The organism is Photobacterium damselae subsp. damselae (assembly GCF_038086725.1).
Classification (GTDB): domain Bacteria; phylum Pseudomonadota; class Gammaproteobacteria; order Enterobacterales; family Vibrionaceae; genus Photobacterium; species Photobacterium damselae.
In genome coordinates this window covers 2,171,964-2,194,750 of the sequence record NZ_CP146970.1, presented here as the reverse complement: position 1 = coordinate 2,194,750, position 22,787 = coordinate 2,171,964, and the positions used below count along the sequence as shown (strand labels likewise).

General features: G+C 41.5%; 7 protein-coding genes. 5 read left to right on the top strand and 2 right to left on the bottom strand.

The annotated features are described in order from the left end of the window. The first annotated feature begins 9 nt into the window (after positions 1–9). From WAX86_RS09770 to udp, 4 genes are all read left to right on the top strand, one after another. Positions 10–1,338: an ATP-binding protein gene (locus WAX86_RS09770; protein WP_341488722.1), complete on the top strand. Its 1,329-nt coding sequence runs from the start codon at positions 10–12 to the stop codon at positions 1,336–1,338. Between the two features lie 9 nt (positions 1,339–1,347). Then, complete coding sequence (locus tag WAX86_RS09765) at positions 1,348–1,821, top strand: response regulator (RefSeq protein WP_036763515.1); 474 nt, start codon at positions 1,348–1,350, stop codon at positions 1,819–1,821. Between the two features lie 169 nt (positions 1,822–1,990). Then, positions 1,991–4,438, top strand: a complete 2,448-nt coding sequence (locus WAX86_RS09760) for a zinc/cadmium/mercury/lead-transporting ATPase (protein ID WP_341488721.1) — start codon at positions 1,991–1,993, stop codon at positions 4,436–4,438. 465 nt (positions 4,439–4,903) lie between these two features. Then, the gene (udp, locus tag WAX86_RS09755; RefSeq protein WP_005298552.1) at positions 4,904–5,671 is read left to right on the top strand and encodes a uridine phosphorylase; all 768 of its coding nucleotides are present in this window, start codon (positions 4,904–4,906) and stop codon (positions 5,669–5,671) included. A gap of 132 nt (positions 5,672–5,803) precedes the next feature. Here the strand turns inward: udp and WAX86_RS09750 are convergent, their stop codons facing one another. Together WAX86_RS09750 and WAX86_RS09745 are read right to left on the bottom strand one after the other, a co-directional pair. Next, positions 5,804–6,970, bottom strand: a complete 1,167-nt coding sequence (locus WAX86_RS09750) for a Card1-like endonuclease domain-containing protein (RefSeq protein ID WP_065172589.1) — start codon at positions 6,968–6,970, stop codon at positions 5,804–5,806. Between the two features lie 470 nt (positions 6,971–7,440). Continuing rightward, a complete protein-coding gene (locus WAX86_RS09745) occupies positions 7,441–8,094 on the bottom strand; it encodes a LysE family translocator (protein ID WP_044175208.1) in 654 nt (217 codons plus the stop codon). A gap of 236 nt (positions 8,095–8,330) precedes the next feature. Here WAX86_RS09745 and WAX86_RS09740 point away from each other — a divergent pair, with 236 nt between their 5' ends. Continuing rightward, positions 8,331–22,787 carry a retention module-containing protein gene (locus WAX86_RS09740; RefSeq protein ID WP_341488720.1) on the top strand — a complete coding sequence of 4,819 codons (14,457 nt, stop codon included), beginning with the start codon at positions 8,331–8,333 and terminating at the stop codon, positions 22,785–22,787.

The window sequence follows — 22,787 nt, the reverse complement described above, 5'->3', positions numbered from 1 at the left end:
AGGAAATATATGCATCAACCTAAAGCGTTACAGAGAATCATTGATGTGTATTTCCGTGAGTCAGCTCGTACTCAAGCGGTGAGTACGGGCACTCAAGTGCTACAGCAAAATGGTTATAACGATCGCCTATATTGGGTAAAAAGAGGCGAACTATCGGGTTATCTGCTTAATGAGGCAACAGGGCTTACGGCAAAAGTATTTCGAGTTGAACAAGGTATGTTTTTTGGGGTGCACAGCTTTTTTGCTCAGACGCTAATGGCTTCCACAACAGTTATTGCTGAAAAAGACAGTGAAATTGCTTGGATTGATGCATCAACAAAAGCGGTTGAACCCGAACTGTATGGCTCGCTGGTGGAGCAATTTATGCCTGTGATGGTTCATGAGTTAGCTCAAAGGCAGATGCTTACCGGTTTACAAGCGATCGAGAAGGAAAAAGCACTGCAAAAACTGTATGCCTCTGAGCAGTTAACGACATTAGGTCAGTTAGCCGCAGGCATTGCTCATGAGCTCAATAATGCTGTGGGTGTATTAAGCAGTAAAACGGAAAGTCTGCAACAAGCTTTATGTCAGCAACTTGAAGTTCAGCGTCCTCAAGCCATTGCTTTTATTGAACAGGGGATAGAATCTGGGCAGCAATCAGGTTCGGCTGATGTTCGTGTTCGTAGCAAAGCGCTGATAGCACAATATCCATCGTTATCGCGTGAGCAAGCTAAGTTATTAGCCAGAGCGGTGCCTAATGGTGATATTACCCCAGATTGGCTCAATGATTTGGATATGGCTTTGCAGTATTGGGATATCGGACGTGATCTGCATGATATGAAAATTGCGGCAAAACATGCTGCGAGTATTGTGCGTTCGGTTAAGCAATTAGGCGGCAGCGATCAAGATCGGCAGACCGACGTAGATGTTAATGACACAATTCATAAATCACTGGCTCTGCTACAGAGTAATTTGCGCCGTGTTAATGTTGTGACTCATTCAGCAACGCTACCAACGATTACGGCCAGTACAACCGAACTGGTTCAAGTCTGGGTCAATATCATCAAGAATGCATGTGATGCGCTAGAAAATACAGAAGAGCCAACAATTGAAATTATCACTCGTCATTCAAAAAATCGGTTACTCATTACGATCAGCAACAATGGCCCGATGATAGATGAGGCTACTCGGCGTAAGATTTTTCAGCCTAATTTCACCACTAAGAAAGGCGGGTTATCGTTTGGACTCGGACTGGGACTTTCGATTGTACAACGTATTGTCGACAGTTATGGCGGAACAGTAGCCTTAAAAAGTGATACTGAACGGACAAAATTTAGGATTAAATTACCAATAGCGTAAGGGATGGTTATGGAAAAACTCAATATTATCTGTGTTGATGATCAACGAGAAGTGCTCAGTGCGGTGTTAAAAGATCTCGCACCGCTGAATGATTTTTTTAATGTTGAAGATTGTGAGTCGGCAGATGAAGCATTAGAACTTATGGATGATCTTGATGCTGAGGGTGAATTTATTGCTTTGGTGATTTCAGATCATGTTATGCCAGGAAAAACAGGAGTCGAACTACTCACTGAAATCTCGCAAGATGCCCGTTTTGTTCATACTAAGAAAGTGTTGTTAACAGGGCAGGCTACACACCAAGATACCATCGAAGCAATTAATCTAGCTCGAATTGAAAGTTATTTTGAGAAACCATGGAAAGCGGAACAATTATTGACCTCTGCCCGCACTTTAATTACAGAATACATTTTTGATATGGGGTTAGATTATCAGCCGTGGAATGAGATTTTAGATAATTCGGTTGTGTATCGACGTCTGCGCTAATTCCTGTGCTGCTTTATTTGTTCAAGATATACCCAAGTAACCGTCAAGATGGCGAATTTACTTGGGTATAAGCAATTTTTATATTGACCTTGGACTTAACTCCAAGGTTTATAGTTATTACAGAATTTAAAAGCCCATAGTGGGTTGAGTACACAAAAGGAGAATGATCATGTGTGCGCAATGTAATAACAAAAAACCTCATATTCATGCCGTTAAACCGGTTGGTACGACAAAGGCAACGGTTCAAGTTGAACATGCAAGTTTGGATACTTGTTGTCAGAGCTCCGCTTCTAGCTGCTGTTCAGTCTCTAATGCTTGTTCATCAGAGGCTGAATCGGGAGATGATTCTGGCGGTGATGGCCGGCAATCCTCTTCTCATATAGAGCCATCTCATCATCATGCTGACCATGACCATCATGACCACGGCTCTCAATGCTGCTCAGCAACTCCTGCTATGTCAAAAGAGCAAGAACAACAATTAGCAGATCAACTGGCACACAATTCTCATGGCTTAACATTGAGCTGGAAAGTTGATGGGATGGATTGTCCTAGCTGTGCAGCTAAACTTGAAAAAGCCATCACTTCTTTAGAGCCAGTTGAAACCGCGAAGGTGATGTTTGCAACTGAGAAGTTAATTGTAAATACCAAAAGTCATAGTGGTGATGCGGCAACCATCAAGTCGTTGATCGAACAGAAATCATTACAGACAGGTTTTACTTTACTTTCTGCTAACCAAAAAAGCTCTGAAGTAAAACAGCCTTTTTGGCAGCAGCATCTTGCTGTTTTGATTATTGCTGGACTAATGTTGATTTCGGCAATCATTAATCAATTTTCTCACTCTATTGGTCTTGCTGCGTTTACTTTAACAACGCTTGTTGGTCTATATCCTGTCGCGATTAAAGCCATTAAATTAGCTAAATCGGGTTCTCCTTTCTCGATTGAAACCTTGATGAGTGTGGCTGCTATTGGTGCGCTCTATTTAGGTGATACAGCTGAAGCTGCGATGGTTATTTTGCTGTTTTTAATTGGTGAGCAACTCGAAGGTTATGCCGCGTCTCGCGCTCGTAGTGGAGTTCAAGCATTAATGGCATTGGTGCCAGAAGAGGCTACGGTTATTTTACCTAATGGTGAGCAGAAAAAAGTGCCAGCCAGTGAATTAAAACCGGGTGATATCATCGAAGTCGCTCCTGGTTCACGCTTACCTGCCGACGGTCAAATTTTAACATCTTCTGTTAGTTTTGATGAAAGTGCATTAACAGGGGAATCTGTTCCTGTTGAGCGTCAACTGGGCGAGAAAGTGATGGCTGGTTGTATGGTGGTGGATAAAGTCGTGCGTTTGACCATCATCTCGGCGCAAGGTGAAAATGCCATTGATCGTATTCTTCATCTTATTGAAGATGCCGAGGCTCGTAAGGCTCCGTTAGAACGCTTCTTAGATAAATTCAGTCGTTGGTATACCCCTGCGATGATTGGTCTTGCTGCGTTAGTGATTGTTGTACCACCGCTATTTTTTGGTGGGGTATGGGATACATGGATCTATAAAGGTTTAACGCTACTTCTTATTGCTTGTCCTTGTGCATTGGTTATTTCAACGCCTGCCGCTATTACCTCGGGTTTAGCTGCTGCTGCTCGTCATGGTGCGCTAATTAAAGGTGGAGCAGCATTAGAGCAATTGGGTCATGTTGAAGTGGTCGCTTTTGATAAAACAGGCACTCTAACAGAGGGTAAACCTGTTGTGACTGATGCCGTTAGTTGGGATGGCGACGATGATAAATTACTACGCCAAGCAGCAGCTGTTGAGATGGGATCATTACATCCACTGGCTATGGCGGTTGTTAATTTAGCAAAAGAACGCTCTTTACCCCTGTCTGAAGCTGATGAGCGTCAAGCCATTGTTGGTCGAGGCATCCAAGGGGTGACAGAAGGCGATCATTTTATGCTTTGTGCCGCAGATCGTCTGCCACAAGACATTCAACTTTCAGACAATCAGAAAGAACAGGCTCTTGCATTAGAATCACAAGGAAAGACATTAGTGGTTGCTGTTCGTAATGGTCATGCGGTAGGACTTATTGCTTGGCGAGATAATTTACGAAAAGATGCTATTGATGCGGTACGAAAGCTTGAAAAACTCGGCGTTCGCTCTTTAATGCTAACCGGTGATAACTCAAGGGCGGCTCAAGCAATTGCCAGTGAGTTAGGTAATATGGACTTTAGAGCCAGCTTATTGCCTGAAGACAAAGTAACAGAGGTTCGTAAAGCGACAGAAAAAGCCCATGTTGCAATGGTTGGTGATGGCATCAATGATGCTCCAGCAATGAAAACAGCTTCAATTGGTATTGCGATGGGGGGCGGTACTGATGTTGCTCTTGAAACAGCTGAAGCCGCTTTGACTCATAACCGAGTGGCTGAACTGCCCGTTATGATTGAGCTTTCTCGTGCAACACTGGCCAATATTCGTCAAAACATTACATTGGCACTTGGTTTAAAAGCTCTGTTTTTGGTAACGACCTTACTTGGATTTACCGGTCTTTGGGTCGCGGTCTTAGCAGATAGTGGCGCTACAGCATTAGTTACATTAAATGCATTAAGGCTATTAAAATTTAAATCAAAAGTATGATGGTTTAGCCATTAACTAAAAGCGGTATCGAAAGGTACCGCTTTTTTGTCTCTAGAGATTTTTACGGCTTAAAATAATGAGTGCTCATTTGACTGAAATGAACAAGTTTTTGTCTAAAAAGAGCTGAATTGGTTGTCACTTGATATGACTTAATTTTGTGATACACGACAAAAGCAAACGTTAAAGCGTGATTTAAATCACTAAAAGTTGAAATCTGAAAATAAAAATGTTTCGTTATATGTGATTTTTATCACTTAATTCTCTGAATCTATCAGCTATGGTTATGACATGTTCTTGAGAGGAAAGATGCCAAGTAAAGTGTATCTTTTTTCTGCTTTTTACAAGTTTCGAGAGTGCTTATACTCATAATTATTTGTGACTAAACACTGTCGAAAATTATCATAATTCATGAGCCGATAATTTCTGTACCTACCTCAGAGCGGCAAGACAAAAAAGGATAAGATTATGTCTGACAACAAAGTTTTCCACCTAGGCGTGAATCAAGCTGATCTTAATGGCGCAACGCTTGCTATCATTCCAGGCGATCCAGCTCGTGTTGAAAAAATTGCTAATCTTATGGATGAGCCTGAGTTTCTTGCTAGCTCTCGTGAATACACTGTTTACCGTGCAAAATTAGATGGTAAATCTGTTGTTGTTTGTTCTACAGGTATCGGTGGTCCATCAACATCGATTGCAGTGGAAGAACTTGCACAATTAGGTGTTCGTACATTCTTACGTGTTGGTACAACTGGTGCTATTCAGCCTAATATCAACGTCGGCGATATGATCGTTACTATTGGTTCTGTTCGTTTAGATGGCGCAAGTCTACACTTTGCACCAATGGAATTCCCAGCTGTTGCTGACTTTGATGTGGCAACTGCAATGAAGAATGCTTGTGATGATGAAGGTTTAACCGTTCATACTGGTGTTACTGCATCAAGCGATACTTTCTACCCAGGTCAAGAGCGCTATGACACATTCACTGGTCGTGTTGTTCGCCGTTTCCAAGGCTCAATGAAAGAGTGGCAAGAAATGGGTGTTCTGAACTTTGAGATGGAATCTGCAACACTATTAACTATGTGTGCAAGTTCAGGTCTACGCGCGGGTTGTGTTGCGGGTGTAATTATTAACCGTACTCAAAAAGAGATCCCAGATCACGCAACTTTAAAAGAGACTGAAGCTAAATCAATTAAAGTTGTTGTTGATGCTGCACGTCGCATGCTAGCTGAATAATCGCTATCAGAGCATTATCAAATACTAATAAAGCCGATGTTATACGCTTTTAATGAGTAGCTATAACATCGGCTTTTTGTTGTCAGTAATAAAAAACGGGAAAGTTAGACTCTCCCGTTTTTGATTTCTTTATTACGCAATATTATGCGCTTGGCCACCGGCACCTTTTAGCCATTCATACAAATGGGTTTGTAAATCGCCTAGTTGATCAGGACCAATAATGGCAAGTCCCAAATCTTGAGCACGAACTAGGTCATGATGACGCAGTGGACGGAAACTTACCAACATGGCACGAGCTTGTAGACCACCTAATAAATCTCGAAGGGATTCTAGCTTATAAAGCGTATCATCACCGTCTTCACGCATGCCTTTTGTTTTACATTCAATAATGTGTAGTTTGTTATTAACAATCGTTGCCACATCCAGTTCATTGCGAACTTCGCGATCACCAATTTTACGATAAACCTGAACGCCTAACGAATGATCTTGGATAGTTGGCAGTTCATTTTGAATAGCTCGAACAGTTAGGTGCACTAAGTTCTCTAGCCATTCGCCATTAGCAAAGCGGCGAGCTTCTTCGTGTTTAAAGGTCAGAATACCTTCATGGTAATGAGCCATTCCGGTTTCTTCAAGGTCAGCAATTAATGTACCTAACTCTTTATAGCCTTGCTGTTTTTCGCTTAGCTCAACATCCAATTTTTGTTCTTTACGACATGTTGTTGCTAGGTAGTTTAGTGTCGCAAGACCTGGGCCTAACTCGAGTGCGGAACTTGCCCAACGTTGACCCAACTCCCATAATTGCTCGTTTAAAGAGTCAGGAATATTGTGCTCTGGCAGCTCACTACGCGCACCAAAAATAGTTAGGTAATCTGTTAGTTGGATACGGTCTTCAACTTGTTGTTGTTCTCTATCGGAAGGGTAGAGCCAGCACATTTCATCACTGTAAGGCTCGATAACATAGATGGGCCAATGGAAGGTACGGAACACTTCATAAGCAGACAGTAATCGATGGCGAAGACCACAACTGGCATTAAACCAAATCTCACCGCTGGTATCTTTTAATCGTGCCGCTAATTCTTCTAACCGACTGCGAATTGCTGCAATATTGATGACATCAGGCACTTCAAAAAACTCAACCTTAATATTGCGTGGAGTTAGAATGGAAGCGAGACGTTCGTATTGCTCATACTGGTTTTCAATACCAATAAAAATCATCTTGTCTGCGGGTACACCGTGATCAAGAAGGGGGGTGATCAGTCTTACTGGATCCTGATCGATAATGCCAACGTGAGTTATCATATAAATCCTTAATGCTTTCCCTGCATTTATTACAGGTTGTATCGTTATGTGCGCATTAAAAGGGTGAAAAAAGTGAAAAATGTCGCACGAACTACAAACCTAAATAAATAATTGACCCATTACAGTTAGTTGATTGTTAGCAAAAAAATTCAGATTTGCTAGGATGAACCATCTATTTATTCAGTCTGTATGATTAAATGTTTATCTATTTGATATGAAAATAAAAAACAGAAAAACATATCCTTTATATATGTGGCTTTATATCGCTAGATTCAAGCCCTATAGTCAGGTTTTAGCGTAAAAGAATGTAAATATTGATTAATGTGTTAATAGCGTATCTCAATGAATGAGGTTATAGCATTAATTTATATGATGATTTATTGGGCTGTGTTTGTTCTTTGTCAAATTCAATCAGGTTTGACCAGATAGAGGAAATAACTCCTCCCAAAGGTAGGGAGGAGAGGGGGAAATTATGCGTTAACCGCAGGGGCTGCAACTTGTGAGGCCAGTAACCAAATTGCCAGAATAAAGAAAATAATACCCATAAATTTATGTTGATTAGTGCGGAATTTTTCACTTTTAAGTAGAGATTTACCCACGCTACCAACCATAGATACGAGAAATAAGTTAAACAGTAATCCTAAAACATTTAAGAGTAAGCCAAGTACTAGCATCTGTTCGCCAGAAGACGCTTTAATGTGCGTGGAAACAAACTGAGGCAAAAAGAGAACAAAGAAAAGTAGAGCCTTAGGGTTAAGTAGATTACTGATCACAGCACGGCGATAGAGAGTTGATGCCATACTTTTTGTTTTTTGTAGATGTTCAGGGCCATCGACATGTTGTGTTCTAATGCAGTCCCATCCCATCTTTAATAAGTATGCACCCCCTAAAATTCGTAAAGCTTCTAATGCCATTGGGTTCATTGCAATTAATGCAGAAACACCCATTGACGCTAATAAAGTTAGGATAATTCCAGAAGTCGCGTTACCTAAACTTGCAAATACGCCCACCTTACGACCATAGCTTAAACTGGATGATGTTATTAGCAGCATGTCTGGACCTGGAATTAATAATAGGGCAATTACCGCGGTGAGATAGACGGGAAGTACAGCAAAGTCGATCATTATCTTCTTTTCTACATGAATTAATTAAAAGCAAATTTTACCGAAATCTATGGGAGTAAGCCAAAGATTATCTTTTTTTTAGATATTTAATTAGTTCAATGTTTTGCTGGTGTTAACTTGTTATTTTTGATTTGTATCAATTTTGTTTGGTTTTGAAAAATCCTATGACCCATACTTGATATGTTGCATGTTTGTTAACTTTATCGTGAATCATTATTGATATAACCGGGGTTGATATGTTTAGGGTTGAGGTTGATGAGCCCATTATTGTTGTGGGTGTAAATGGAAATGCATACAGTTATGATGGGCGAGGGAAACTAGAACCTGTTATTGATGGGCAAATACTTTACCCAGGTGAAGTTGTTATTACTGCTGATAATGCGAATATTAGTGTCCTTGTAGGTCATGACTTTTATGTGATTGAGCCTCATAGCGTTGCGGCGATTATCGCTCAGTCAAACTCTCCTAACCTTTTTGTTGATTTAACAGGAATTGGTTTTACGTTGCCTTTTGATGTCTTGATTGAAAATGAGGCCCTTAACGAAGCACCTAAAATCAATTTAGATATTCAAAAGTTTTTTAATTTAGTTTTAGAAGGTAAAGATCCTACTCAAGCTTTTACGCCACCAGATGCAGGTAGCGACTCTAGTGTAAATATCAGTGAACACGCCGCCAATACAGGTGATGTTGAAATTCAATATGATAATGACCAACTATTAGCTGAAGCGGGTTTTGAAACGTACTATCAACCCCAAGCTCAGGCTTTTGATGATGATCCAGAGGTTTACTTTCCATCTGAAGGCGGTGAGTCTGGTGCTATTGAATTAACTGAAGGTGATCTGGAACCTAAAACGTACCCCATTACAGCATCGACCATACTCTTGGTTGACGCGGGTTCTCTCCCTTTAAACCCTGAATCGGTTCAATTTGCGCCAGAAAGTCGGGGACAATTACTGAATTTACTCAATCAAACAATCACATCGAGCCAACAAAAAGTAATATTTAGCTATGATACTGATTTTCAATCGCTGGTGGGTACAGTTGATGGAAATGAAGTGATTCGCTTTGTTTTATCTGCCTCACAAGCCAATAATGGTATCGATGCTAATGTTACGTTGACCATTAATCAACAAATGCCGATAGATCATCGAGATAAGATAGATTCTTCGTTTATTTCAATTACAGATCAACAGCTAAGAATTTTATTTGATATTGAAATATATGATGTTGGCAACAATGCGCCGCTTAATAGTCTAACCATAGAAGGGATTATCAATGATGGTGTATTGCCTAATGTTTCAAGCGATAGCACGGTTAGAATCGAGGAAAGTTTAACGGCTCATAGTGTCTCAGGGGTTACTCAAATTGATATTGGCAGTGATAATATTGCTTCAATTGCATTTTCAGAGTTACAACCAAGCTTAGTTGGGATTACCAGTGAAGGGCTCGCCACTCAATATCAAGTGGAAGGTAACCGAGTGGCACTAAGTTATGTTGATCATCCCGATACCTTAATACTGACGGTTGAGTTACAAACCTCAGGTGATTATGTGGTGACATCCTATTTTCCTGTGGATCAATCAGAAACGTTAGCTGATCTTATCTTACCCCTGAACTATTTTGTTACGGACTTCGACGGTGATAACAGTAATATCGGCACAATAACCGTTATTATTGAAGACAGTAATGCTCCTCCTGGCGGTAATACTGGAGATATTATTTTAACTGAGGGGGATCTCGATAGCGCAGTAGTGGCAGAGCAATATCCCGTTTCAAATCAATCCTCTTTTGTTATAGATGCCGGTTTTGACCGCTTACTTGCTAATACCCTTCATTTTGTTGAATCTGATCTTAATTTATTACTGGATGAGCTTAATTTACTAACCAGTGCAGGACAATCACTGCAGTTTTCTGTTGTTGAATTATCATCCGGACAACTGACACTGACAGGTCTGCTTGAAACTGGGCAGCCAGCATTAAAGTTAGTTTTAACTCCAAGTCAGAGCGATATCTTAAATATCACGGTGAATGTATCGATTGAGCAGAATATCCCAATTGATGAATTGCCAGCAGGGTTAGGCACTCAGCACCTGACTATGAATGGTGAGTTACTGAATTTTTCGTTGTCACTACAAGCAACCACGACAGACGGTGATGTATTACAAAAACCGGCGCAGCTTGATGTCACCATACAAGATGGTATGGCACCACAACTTGCAGCATCATCAAGTATATCAATCACCGATCCTTTAGATAACAGTACCCAACCAGTTCGAGGGGATGGCTCTCTGGCCATAGATCTTGGTAGTGATACATTAAAGACGCTGGATTTCTTACCGCAGCAGAGTAGCTTAGATGGATTATTAAGTAATAGTCTTCCTACCTATTATGAGGTTGTGGCAAATAAGCTTTCATTGAAAGTAGAGGGGAGTCAGCAAATCGTTCTTACTGTAGAAATTGATCTTGATGGACGTTATACCGTTAACCAGTATCTTCCTCTTAATCAGCCTACAGATACGAACCTTGAGCAACTTATTTTATCGGTACAAGCGACAGACTTTGATGATGACCAAAGCAATATCGGTGAGTTAGTTATCGATATCTTGGACGGAAATGATCCTGTGTTGCAAGATGGTGCTCAGACTCTTATTACTGAAACACTTGCGACTCAAACTGTAACCGGGCAAATCAATGTTATTGTTGGCAGTGATAAAATAGACCATGCTAACTTCTTGCTAGATCAAGCCAGTTTACAAGGGCTTACCAGTAATGGTCACCAAACTGATTTTAGAGTCTCGGGTAATGTCCTGACCGTCTATATTCCCGCAACGGCAACCACGGCTGAGCAAACCGTCTTTGATGTGACTTTAGCCATTGATGGTAGTTACAGCCTGACTCAGTATCATCCTATAGATCAAGACCCAACGACCAACCTAACCGAGTTATCACTGGATGTGACAGTGACAGATAAAGACGATGACACCAGTAATGTCGGTCATTTATTGATAGGAATATTGGATGGTATCAATCCTGATGGACAAGGGTTGATTGCTCAAGCCGTTAATCAAGAGGGCGACCTCGATCCAATGACCTACCCAACACAGGGTCAAGGTTCGGTAACAATCCCCGCGTTAAATGATGATTTGGTGCCAGATAGCGTCGTCATCGATAGTGGGCAGGTAGCATTATTGGTGGCTGAGTTGGAGCAATTAACCGCCTCAGGTTTAGCTCTAACCTTTACGGTAAGCAGTACACCATCTCCATACAGTGTGTTATTAACCGGAGTTGATAGTCAAAATCAAACAGTATTAACCGTTACGCTAACTCCAACCGCAGTGAATACTTCTGGTGGCGGATTGGGAGTAGAACTAACGGTCGCTGCCGAACAACATTTGCCGCTGGATCACGATCCTAATGTGTATGCCGGAGGCCAATATGTTCAAGTTACCGATGATGTCATCACCATAGACATTCCTGTTCAGTGCCACGATAGTGATGATGATTTTCTTGATGTACCCGCAACCGCGCAGGTTATTTTACAAGATGGTGAGCCACCGAGTATTGTGGGGCGCAATATTGCTTGGACAGAAAGTTACGATCCACAAAACCCTCAAGTTCAAGAAATTACAGGGCAATTGACCGTTAATACCAATAGTGATCAGATAAAAACGGTTGAATTTAATGACCCTCAAAACGCGTTTGCAGGATTAAGCAGTAACGGCCAAGCAACCGAAGTACTGTTCGATGCCAGTCATCCCAATCAAATGACATTGGTTCTTTTAGGTACTACAACCCCGGTATTGTCGTTAGAAATCGCTGATGATGGACGTTATATCATCAAACAGTATTTACCGTTGGATGAGCCTGCAGGTAGCAATAAAATTCACATCGATTTAGCGGTTGATGTGATCGATTTTGATGGCGATAGAAGTAAAGCGTCCACCTTATCGTTAGAAATTACCGATGGAGAAAATCCTGACGGGACAACGGGCGATATGATGGTTGTTGAAGGTGATTTGGTACCACCTGAAATTGGTCCGTCAACACAACAATACCCAGTGCAAATAGAGAAAAAGTGGGTGTTGTTGGCAACCGATGATGACTTAGTTGCCAGTTCATTAGCCATTGATGCCAGTTTGAAAAACCAGATCATCCAAGAATTAGAACAACTCACCTCCCAAGGGGATGCCTTATCGGTAACCTTTATCCAAGATAGTGCCACGGGAGAGATGACATGGCAGGCTAACGCTGTCAGTACGAGTCAATTGGTATTTGCCCTAACCATTACACCAACGCAAGACAACAGCAATGTTCAAGTTCTATATCATTTAGAGCAACATCTTCCGCTTGATCATCTTCCTTATAGCGGTAGTTATGTAACGGCAAATGGTACTGAAATCGCGTTCGATATGCCTCTGCAATTGTTTGATACCGATGGTGATCCGCTGGCACACCCTTTAGATATTACCGTTCGCATTGATGATGGTGATATTCCCCATTTTGCTCCTGGCGGTGGTGCTCAGTTAACGGAAATTGGTTCAACAACAGGCTCTGCTGGACTGAATATCGGCAGTGATGAGATTGCGAAATTAATTTTTCTATCTGATCAACCAAGCTTACAAGGCTTATTAAGCAATGGTGAGGCGACGTATTTTACCGTTACAGATAATGAGTTAGCACTTAAGGTAGTTGGTAGTGATGCTAATGTGCTGACAGTGACCATAGATAAGGCTGGTACCTATCAAGTCGATCAGTTCTTGCCTCTAAATCAGCCAACTGCCACAGACCTGATCTCGCTTAGTTTACAGGTTCAGGCGACAGATAAAGATAATGACCAAAGCAATATCGGTGAGTTAGTTATCGATATCTTGGACGGAAATGATCCTGTGCTGCAAGATGGTGCTCAGACTCTTATTACTGAAACACTTGCGACTCAAACCGTAACCGGGCAAATTAATGTTATTGTTGGCAGTGATAAAATAGACCATGCTAACTTCTTGCTAGATCAAGCCAGTTTACAAGGGCTTACCAGTAACGGTCACCAAACCGATTTTAGAGTATCGGGCAATGTCCTGACCGTCTATATTCCCGCGACAGCAACCTCGGCGGAGCAAACCGTCTTTGATGTGACTTTAGCCATTGATGGCAGTTACAGTCTGACTCAGTATCATCCTATAGATCAAGACCCAACGACCAACCTAACCGAGTTATCACTGGATGTGACGGTGACAGATAAAGACGATGACACCAGTAATGTCGGTCATTTATTGATAGGAATATTGGATGGTATCAATCCTGATGGACAAGGGTTGATTGCTCAAGCCGTTAATCAAGAGGGCGACCTCGATCCAATGACCTACCCAACACAAGGTCAAGGTTCGGTAACAATCCCCGCGTTAAATGATGATTTGGTGCCAGATAGCGTCGTCATCGATAGTGGGCAGGTAGCATTATTGGTGGCTGAGTTGGAGCAATTAACCGCCTCAGGTTTAGCTCTAACCTTTACGGTAAGCAGTACACCATCTCCATACAGTGTGTTATTAACCGGAGTTGATAGTCAAAATCAAACAGTATTAACCGTTACGCTAACGCCAACCGCAGTGAATACTTCTGGTGGCGGATTGGGAGTAGAACTAACGGTCGCTGCCGAACAACATTTGCCGCTGGATCACGATCCTAATGTGTATGCTGGAGGTCAATATGTTCAAGTCACCGATGATGCTATCACCATAGACATTCCTGTTCAGTGCCACGATAGTGATGATGATTTTCTTGATGTACCCGCAACCGCGCAGGTTATTTTACAAGATGGTGAGCCACCGAGTATTGTGGGGCGCAATATTGCTTGGACAGAAAGTTACGATCCACAAAACCCTCAAGTTCAAGAAATTACAGGGCAATTGACCGTTAATACCAATAGCGATCAGATAAAAACGGTTGAATTTAACGATCCTCAAAACGCGTTTGCAGGATTAACCAGTAACGGCCAAGCAACCGAAGTACTGTTCGATGCCAGTCATCCCAATCAAATGACATTGGTTCTTTTAGGTACCACAACCCCGGTATTGTCGTTAGAGATCGCTGATGATGGACGTTATGTCATCAAACAGTATTTACCGTTGGATGAGCCTGCTGGTAGCAATAAAATTCACATCGATTTAGCGGTTGATGTGATCGATTTTGATGGCGATAGAAGTAAAGCGTCCACCTTATCGTTAGAAATTACCGATGGAGAAAACCCTGACGGGACAACGGGCGATATGATGGTTGTTGAAGGTGATTTGGTTCCACCTGAAATTGGTCCGTCAACACAACAATACCCAGTGCAAATAGAGAAAAAGTGGGTGTTATTGGCAACCGATGATGACTTAGTTGCCAGTTCATTAGCCATTGATGCCAATTTGAAAAACCAGATCATCCAAGAATTAGAACAACTCACCTCCCAAGGGGATGCCTTATCGGTAACCTTTACTCAAGATAGTGCCACGGGAGAGATGACATGGCAGGCTAACGCGGTCAGTACGAGTCAATTGGTATTTGCCCTAACCATTACACCAACGCAAGACAACAGTAATGTTCAAGTCCTATATCATTTAGAGCAACATCTTCCGCTTGATCATCTTCCTTATAGCGGTAGTTATGTAACGGCAAATGGTACTGAAATCGCGTTCGACATGCCTCTGCAATTGTTTGATACCGATGGTGATCCACTGTCACACCCTTTAGATATTACTGTTCGCATTGATGATGGTGATATACCTCAATTTACAACGGATCCTGGCACAACTTTAGTGGAAGTAGGCACTGCTGATGGTGCGATTGGTCTAAATATCGGTAGTGATGTTATTGCATCTTTGGTTTTTTCCACCAAGCAACCAAGTTTAGATGGGTTAACCAGTCATGGCTACTCTACTCAGTATCAAGTGGTGGATAACCAACTGACTTTAGTAAGAAAAGATAATCCCTCTATTACTGTATTGACGGTTACGGTACAAACTGATGGCAGTTACCAAATTGTGCAAACTCAACCGTTAGACCAAACAAATACCTCTGATACGACAGAGTTGAGCCTAGCCGTTATTGCTACTGACAAGGATGATGATGTCACTGTTACCGATGGTTTGTTACAAATTATTATTTCTGATGGTACTGATTCTGATGGCTCTGTTACAGGAGATCAAAGTCTGGATATTACGGAAGGTAGCCTGAGTGAAATAAGAGGAAGCATAGATGGTTATCCCGTTTTTGATACTGCTCAGTTAACGGTAAGTGCGGGTATTGATCGGTTGGAGCCAAACTCAATAACGATAGCATCAAGTCAGCTTGCCAGTTTACTTAATGAACTGACCAATGATGTAACGTCAAATGGGCAAACATTAAGCTATCACTATGATGCTGCCACATCGACCCTTATTGGTTCGCTAGGAACTGAGACCTATCTTGAGTTAGTACTAACGGCCACCAATAGTGCAAATGGATTGGATGCCGATGTATCGGTAACAGTTAGACAATATCAGCCCCTAAATCATAATCAAACCGCAGATAGTTCTGGATTTGTGAGTGTTAATGGTGAGCAGATAGTGATTGATCTGCAATTACAAATTCAAGATACCGATCAAGATTGGTTGACCAATGCCATTCCTGTTTCAGTCACAATTAATGATGGTGTTTTCCCGCAGATTATTTCAACAGAACCTCTTAAAGTGGAAGAAAGTGATATTGATAGCGGGGGAGCTAATCACCAAGGGTCAACGCCAAATCAACCAGAACAAACAGCTAGCGGTATAGTAGCGGTAAAAGAAGGAAGTGATGCTGTTATTAATTACCTCTTTGATACTAAACAGTTTTCTTCTGATAATACCCATATTAAAAGCCAAGGAGAGCCCGTTTTATTGCAAGATTTGGGCAGTGGTCAATATCAGGGAGTAGCAGGTGGCCGGGTTATCTTTACCGTTTCGCTTTCAACACTTGGCCACTATCAATTTACCTTGTTAGGTGCAATTGATCACCCACTGCAAGGGGCTGATGAGTTAACGGTTCGGTTACCTGTACAAGCCGTTGATGCGGATAACGATCTTAGTGCACATGTTACCTTACCTGTTACTATCGTTGATGATTTGCCAAATGGAGAAAATATTAGTTTTTCTATCACAGAAGGAGACAGCGCAACGAATCAACAAGATGTACTTTCTGTTGCTGGCGAAGGGGCTGATGGCGCAAAAGTGGTTGCTATCATCGATCTTAATCAAGAGCATGCATTAACAAGCCCTGGTATTAATTATTTCGATATTCATGATGATACGGGGCAGTTACTTGGCTCTTTAGCCATTCAAGCTACAGGAGAAGTTTCTTTTGAACCCGAGCCCCATATCAAGCATATTGATGAGGTTCTAACACATGTTGTGCAGTATCGAGTAACCGATGGCGATGGTGATACAGAATTACGTAATATTACCTTAAATATTAGCGACCAAGACCCGGTTGTGATTGTGACCAGCCCTGTCATTGCCTATGAAGATGAGGGGCGTCACCCTGATCCTGATGAAAGCTTACTTAATCCTGCTATTGGTGAGCCTATTAATGTACAAATTAGTATTGGTGATGATGATCGTGGCGAGTTTATTGATACTGCTCTCATACCCATACCCATACCCGCGACCGTTCATGGCATCTTTTATTACAATGGATCGCCATTAGCACTGAGCTCTGATGGTCTGTCATATGTTGTACCACCTTCAGCTTTTATCAGTAGTGATGGTGTGAATTATCAGTTAGTGGGTGTTAGTTTTATCCCGAATGCTGATTTCTCAACGATTAATGGTGATCTGAACTATGATATTGCGATCACTGTGGGAACAACATCCGGAGCCGCCCAAGATCACCCAACACAAACTGCCAGTTTTACTATCACAGTAGAAGGTATTGCTGATGTACCTACATGGGATGATGCTCAGACAATAACGCATTACACGGTTGCTGAAGATGATGCTAATGTTGCCCTGCAGCTAAAAGCCAATTTAAATGACACGGATGGGTCCGAGACACTTTCTTATATTATTACTCTGGTGCCTGATAGTAATGGCAATATTAATGGTGTGCTGGAAGGTACGGGGATTTCAGATTTAGGAAATAACCAATATAAAATTGCGGCAAAGCATATTCATTCAGTGACTGTAAATCCTAATGACCAATTTAGTGGTGATATTAAGCTTGAAGTTGTGGCCGAAAGTAAAGAAAAACACGTTTATGTTTCTGGCCAGCGCACCGCAGACTCTATTGTAAAAGAGATTGTAATTAACGTAGAACCGATTGCCGATGCCACAACATTAAAAGTAACTCGGGTTGAATCGTTAGAAGATGAGCTGATAGCGTTATCTGGCCATATTACTTTAGCCAATACCGTAGATACTGACGGTTCCGAGACGTTATATTTACGTTTTTCTGATCTTCCTATTGATGGAGAATTATTACTAAATGGCGTCGAGGTTACAGAGTTAACACCAGGCTCTGGAGTTTATGAAATTCTCTATAGTGAATTAGGAAATGCATTTCTAAAACCTACACCTGAGAGTAATTTAGATTTTTCTTTTACCGTGCAAGGTGTCGTTAAAGATCACGCCACGTTAACCGATCCTTCGGGTCTCTTAAATCCAGCGCAAGATATATTTATTACTCCTGCTAAACCAATCGAAGTTGCCTTGAAAGGCGTATCAGATATTCCCAATGTGGTCATCGATATCGATCCTAACGGTAATGGCGTTCTGGATATTGGGGAATGGGCATTTATTGATAATACGCCAGATAAAGGAATCGAAACGCTTATTTTAGAAGACACGACAGCAACGCTCGATTTTGACGTAATAACAGGTGAAATACCTTTACGTCAGCCAATTGATCATTCTGAATCACTCAGTATGGTGATTTATGATATTCCTGTCGGGGTTACTCTGCGAGATAAAACAGGTGATAGCACTTCCCTTGTTTATGCAGGTGTCGATAGTCATGGCAATCCAATGTATGAGGTTTCTATTGCTTCGCTTGCCAATATAGAAGTGGTTCCCCCCCAACACAGCACAGAAGACATACCACTAAAAGCTCGCGTAGTTGTAACCGAGGATGACGGTGATGTAAAAACCTTTGAGCGCGATATTTTGATTAATATTGCCCCTGTAATTGATGCGGGGGATTACTCTATTACCACCTCAGGCCATGCTTTTGAGGATCAAAATAATACGGTCAATTGGAAGCCTGGAACTGCGCAAGGATTTGTTGATAGCCAAGAACATATTGTTGGTATTCAATTTAAAGATGTTCCAAGTGACTATCAGTTATTAATCGATGGTTCACCATTATCTTTAGTGAGTGGGGCTGTCACATTAACGCCTTTGCAAGTGAATGCTCTGCAGTCGGGCAGTTTGCTTCAAATTCGGGCTCCTGATAATTCAGATAGAGACGTAACGTTTCATTCGGTACTAACCATAGAACAAACGGACAATGATGGTGAGCCTACTGCAACAAAAGAGATAACGGGAACATTAACCGTTGATATCCAAGCTGTCGTTGAACCAGATGGTGAGCTACAAGTTACGGATAATGGAACGGTTATTACTAATATTACCAGTACAACAGATGGGGTCATTGACCTTTCCACAGGAGCTCAGTCTCAAGGTCAATTAAGTTTTTCTAAAGCGCTTGATTCAACTGTTATTGAAAATCAAAGTCATGAGGTTATTTATGAGGTTGTGATTGATTTTCCTGATACAGCCACCGATGGCACGCCAATAAATGATGACTTTGTGGTTATTGGTGGAACTAATGATGGTAAAGGTGATTGGACAGTAACCGCTTCTGAATTAAGTAATCTCAAAATTATTGCTCCAAATGGTTTTGATAAAATTGTTGATGTTACGATTTGGGCTGAAGTACAGGATTTAGGTGACAATGGTGAAGGCGATGTGAGTAACTTAGTGGTTTTCAATGACACCATTACTCTCGATTTCTCACCGAATACTTCCACTTCTCCAGATATGGCAGGAGATATCAGCACTGATCCTATCGATTTTGTTATCACAGGAGATGAGGACAAAACAGTTAATTTGGGTGATCAGTTAGATGACTATTTAGTTATTGGAGCAAACGATCACGATCAGGCTAATGATGTGCTGTCGATAGTTATTGTTGGGAGTGATTTACCCGCGGGCACAATTGTTTCAGGTATGAAGTTTGACTTCGTAAAAGATGAATATGTTTTTTCAGCAGATGTGCTTGATAATGGCACCATTGGTACAGTTGACCTTAGCTTAATCACATTTAAGTTACCTGAAGATTATGCAGGTGATTTTCAGTTTAATGCTCGTATTGTAACAACAGATAAAAACAGCGGTGATACAGAGCTAAAAGATTTGCCTGTGACGGTGAGAATAGCTCCGATTGTCGATGTTCCTCCTGCAGGAGCACCAAGTTTAGACATTGGGGTTGTGGAAACTCAAGGTTTGGACAGCGATAAATTTCCAACAGATGAAACTGGAAAACCAGAAGTTATTATTCCAAATCAAGCTTATGAAGACGGGATTATTCAACTTGATTTAAGCTCTTCTCTTGCAGATATTAGCACCAGTACGACCGAAGGTTTGGAAACCATGACTCAAGCGGTGCTCTCCGTTGATATCACTAAAGGGGCCTTCTTACAAGATGATGGCAGCGGTAATCTAAGTGAAGTTCAAACCATTACTGTACCGTCAGCCGGTTTTGGTGACATCTTATTTAAGCCTCATCAGGATTACAGTGGCTCTGTTGATATCAGTGTTGCCGCAACCATTGAAGATAACGTTGACTACACACTAACATCGCCACCAACAGAGCAAGATATCGGTACGGTAAACGCAACGGTAAGTTTTGATATTATTCCCGTTAATGATCAGGTGATCTTTACTGGTGACCAAGCAGTGATCTCAGGTAATGAAGATCAAACTAACGGTATTTCCTTAGGCAGTATTGGCTTTTCTATGGAGGATATCGATGGTTCTGAGACGATTGTTTCGGTCAAATTAACTGATATCCCAGATGGTTTTACACTAACTGCACCTGCTCAAAATTTAGGTGGTGGGGAGTGGTCTGTTGCCATTCCTGCAGATCAACAATCGGGCTCATTGGCTGGTGTGTCGCTGGTTCCACCAAAAGATTTTAGCGGAACGCTTGATATTAATTTAACGGTTTATACCAAAGAAGATTTATTGCCAGATGTTAAAGAGCAAAGTACTCAACTTAATATCAATGTAGAGCCCATTGCAGACCGAGTCGATTCAGATATTACCACTGAATATCAAGGGAAAGAGAACAGTCCTATTGATATATCCTTAAAATTACAGGCAAGAGATGATAGTGACAGTGTGGTTCCACCTGTTGGTAGTGTGATCGAAAACCCACCAGAAACGCTATTGATCGTAGTGACCAATGTGCCTGACTCCAGTACATTTGATGCGCCAAATAATGGCAGTGCGGTAAAACAAAGTGATGGTTCTTGGGTTATTACCGTTGCGGGCAGTGATCTGGATGATCTCGTCTTTAATCCAGTTGATGCTAATGGTGAGATTGTTTTAGATTTTAATATTCGAGCAGTAGATAATGGAATCCCAGCCGTTGATGCTCTGGCTATTAACCAACCTATCACATTGCATATTACCCCTGAAAATGATGCACCAATAAACACAGTACCGAGCTCTCAACTTAGTGTAAATGAAGATACCCCATTGCTTATTAACAGCCTAAGAATTAGTGATGTTGATGCTAATGAAGGAACAGGCAATATGAGGGTGACTTTGTCTGCACAGTCAGGAACGATTTCGGTTGTGGACAGCTCTGGGGTTTCAGTAACAGGAGACGGTTCCGCAAGCATCACAATAGAAGGTTCATTGGATGCGATTAATGCCGCTTTGACTCAAGGTATTAATTATCAAGGTGATCTTGATTTTAATGGACTGGATACCATTACAATGACCACCAATGATAATGGTAATACAGGGGATCCCGGACCGTTAGAGGATATTGATAGTTTTCAAATTGAAGTTAAACCCATAAATGATCCTCCTGTTAATCATTATCCTACGGCATTAACGACCGATGAAAATGCTGCATTATCGATAACGGGGTTGAGTATTTCTGACCCTGATTCAGGCAGTGGGTTAATGACGGTTCAGCTCACTGTTTCCCAAGGTATTATCTCTTTAGCATCTCAAGCAGGAGTCAGTGTTGTTGGTAACGATAGTACGAAGGTAACACTATCAGGTTCGTTAACTGATATTAATCTGCTATTTAGTCAGGTAGGTGGTGTGCAGTACACCCCCGATAACCACTACTTTGGTAATGATGCTTTGGTGATGACGACCAATGATAATGGTAATTTGGGGGATCCTGGCCCATTGAGTGATACCGATACCATTCCAATTACCATCACCCCGATTAATGACCCTCCGGTATTGACTGTTCCTTCGACATTAACGGTTGATGAAGATATCTCGACCCAAGTTGTTGGGCTCAGTGTGGATGATATTGATGCTGGCAGTGGTGCTCTTATCATGACGCTACGAGCCGATCATGGGGCATTATTTGTTCCGGCATCAAGTGGTGTAACCATTACTCAACTATCAGGTGGTATACAGCTAGAAGGAGAGTTAACCGCACTTAATCAAGCATTGGCTCAAGTTGAATATACTGCAGATACAGATTATTTTGGCTCGGATACCATTACGGTTTTTGTTGATGACCAAGGTAATACTGGAGTCAGTAGCGAAACCGATACCAAAACCATTCCTGTTACTATTCAAGCTAAGCCTGATATTCCAACCATCTCTTTTACTACACCACAAACCGCCGTTATTCAAAGCTCTGTTGGGGTTTTGATTCCTTTGCTAGGTATTATGGCAGCAGTTGCAAATCCAGTACCTGATGAATTAAGTGTTTTAGTCTCAGGGCTAAATGGGGCGTCAATCGTTAATAGCCAAGGAAGTCCTATCGGAACGCCAATTTCGATGGATGTAATAGAAGTTCCAGCCAGTCAATTAGATCAATTACATGTTAAAGATTTACCTCAAGGTTCATCTCAATTGATGATTAGTGCTCAATCGAGTGTTAATGGTGAAACAGAACAATCGATTGATAATTTAACACTTGATGTTTATTTACAACCAACGAGTGATCCCACTATTGATGCCAGTGCCTCGACAGCTGTTGATGGTAATTTAGTTGTGGATGGTAGTGGAGATAAGACCTTAGTTGGCAGTGATCAAAATGATATTTTACAGGCTGGGGCTGGCAATGATGTGCTCCGTGGTGGTTTAGGAAATGACATTTTAACTGGTGGTGAGGGAGATGACGCTTTCGACTGGCAGTTGGCTGATCTATCTGGCTTTATCGACACTGTTACCGATTTTGAATTAGGTGTAGATAGCATAGATATCGCTGATATTTTAGATGATCCAAATGGAGATGGGGTGACATTAGATGATCTATTAGCAAATGTGGTTGCCGATGCCAGTAATGGAGAAGTGGTAATGGATGTTTCTGCAACAAATGGTCAGTCCCAACAGATTGAATTAGAAAATATCCAAGCGGCAGATTTAGGCTTAACGGGAAGTGCAAGCAGTGCTGATTTGCTAACGGCAATGTTTAATCAACAGGTCTTTAGTGACAGTTAA

What these genes read in the sequence shown, in the direction of transcription:
- WAX86_RS09770 (WP_341488722.1), top strand. Translation starts at nt 10, where the DNA reads ATGCATCAACCTAAAGCGTTACAGAGAATCATTGATGTGTATTTCCGT.
- WAX86_RS09765 (WP_036763515.1), top strand. Translation starts at nt 1,348, where the DNA reads ATGGAAAAACTCAATATTATCTGTGTTGATGATCAACGAGAAGTGCTC.
- WAX86_RS09760 (WP_341488721.1), top strand. Translation starts at nt 1,991, where the DNA reads ATGTGTGCGCAATGTAATAACAAAAAACCTCATATTCATGCCGTTAAA.
- udp (WP_005298552.1), top strand. Translation starts at nt 4,904, where the DNA reads ATGTCTGACAACAAAGTTTTCCACCTAGGCGTGAATCAAGCTGATCTT.
- WAX86_RS09750 (WP_065172589.1), bottom strand. Translation starts at nt 6,970, where the DNA reads ATGATAACTCACGTTGGCATTATCGATCAGGATCCAGTAAGACTGATC.
- WAX86_RS09745 (WP_044175208.1), bottom strand. Translation starts at nt 8,094, where the DNA reads ATGATCGACTTTGCTGTACTTCCCGTCTATCTCACCGCGGTAATTGCC.
- WAX86_RS09740 (WP_341488720.1), top strand. Translation starts at nt 8,331, where the DNA reads ATGTTTAGGGTTGAGGTTGATGAGCCCATTATTGTTGTGGGTGTAAAT.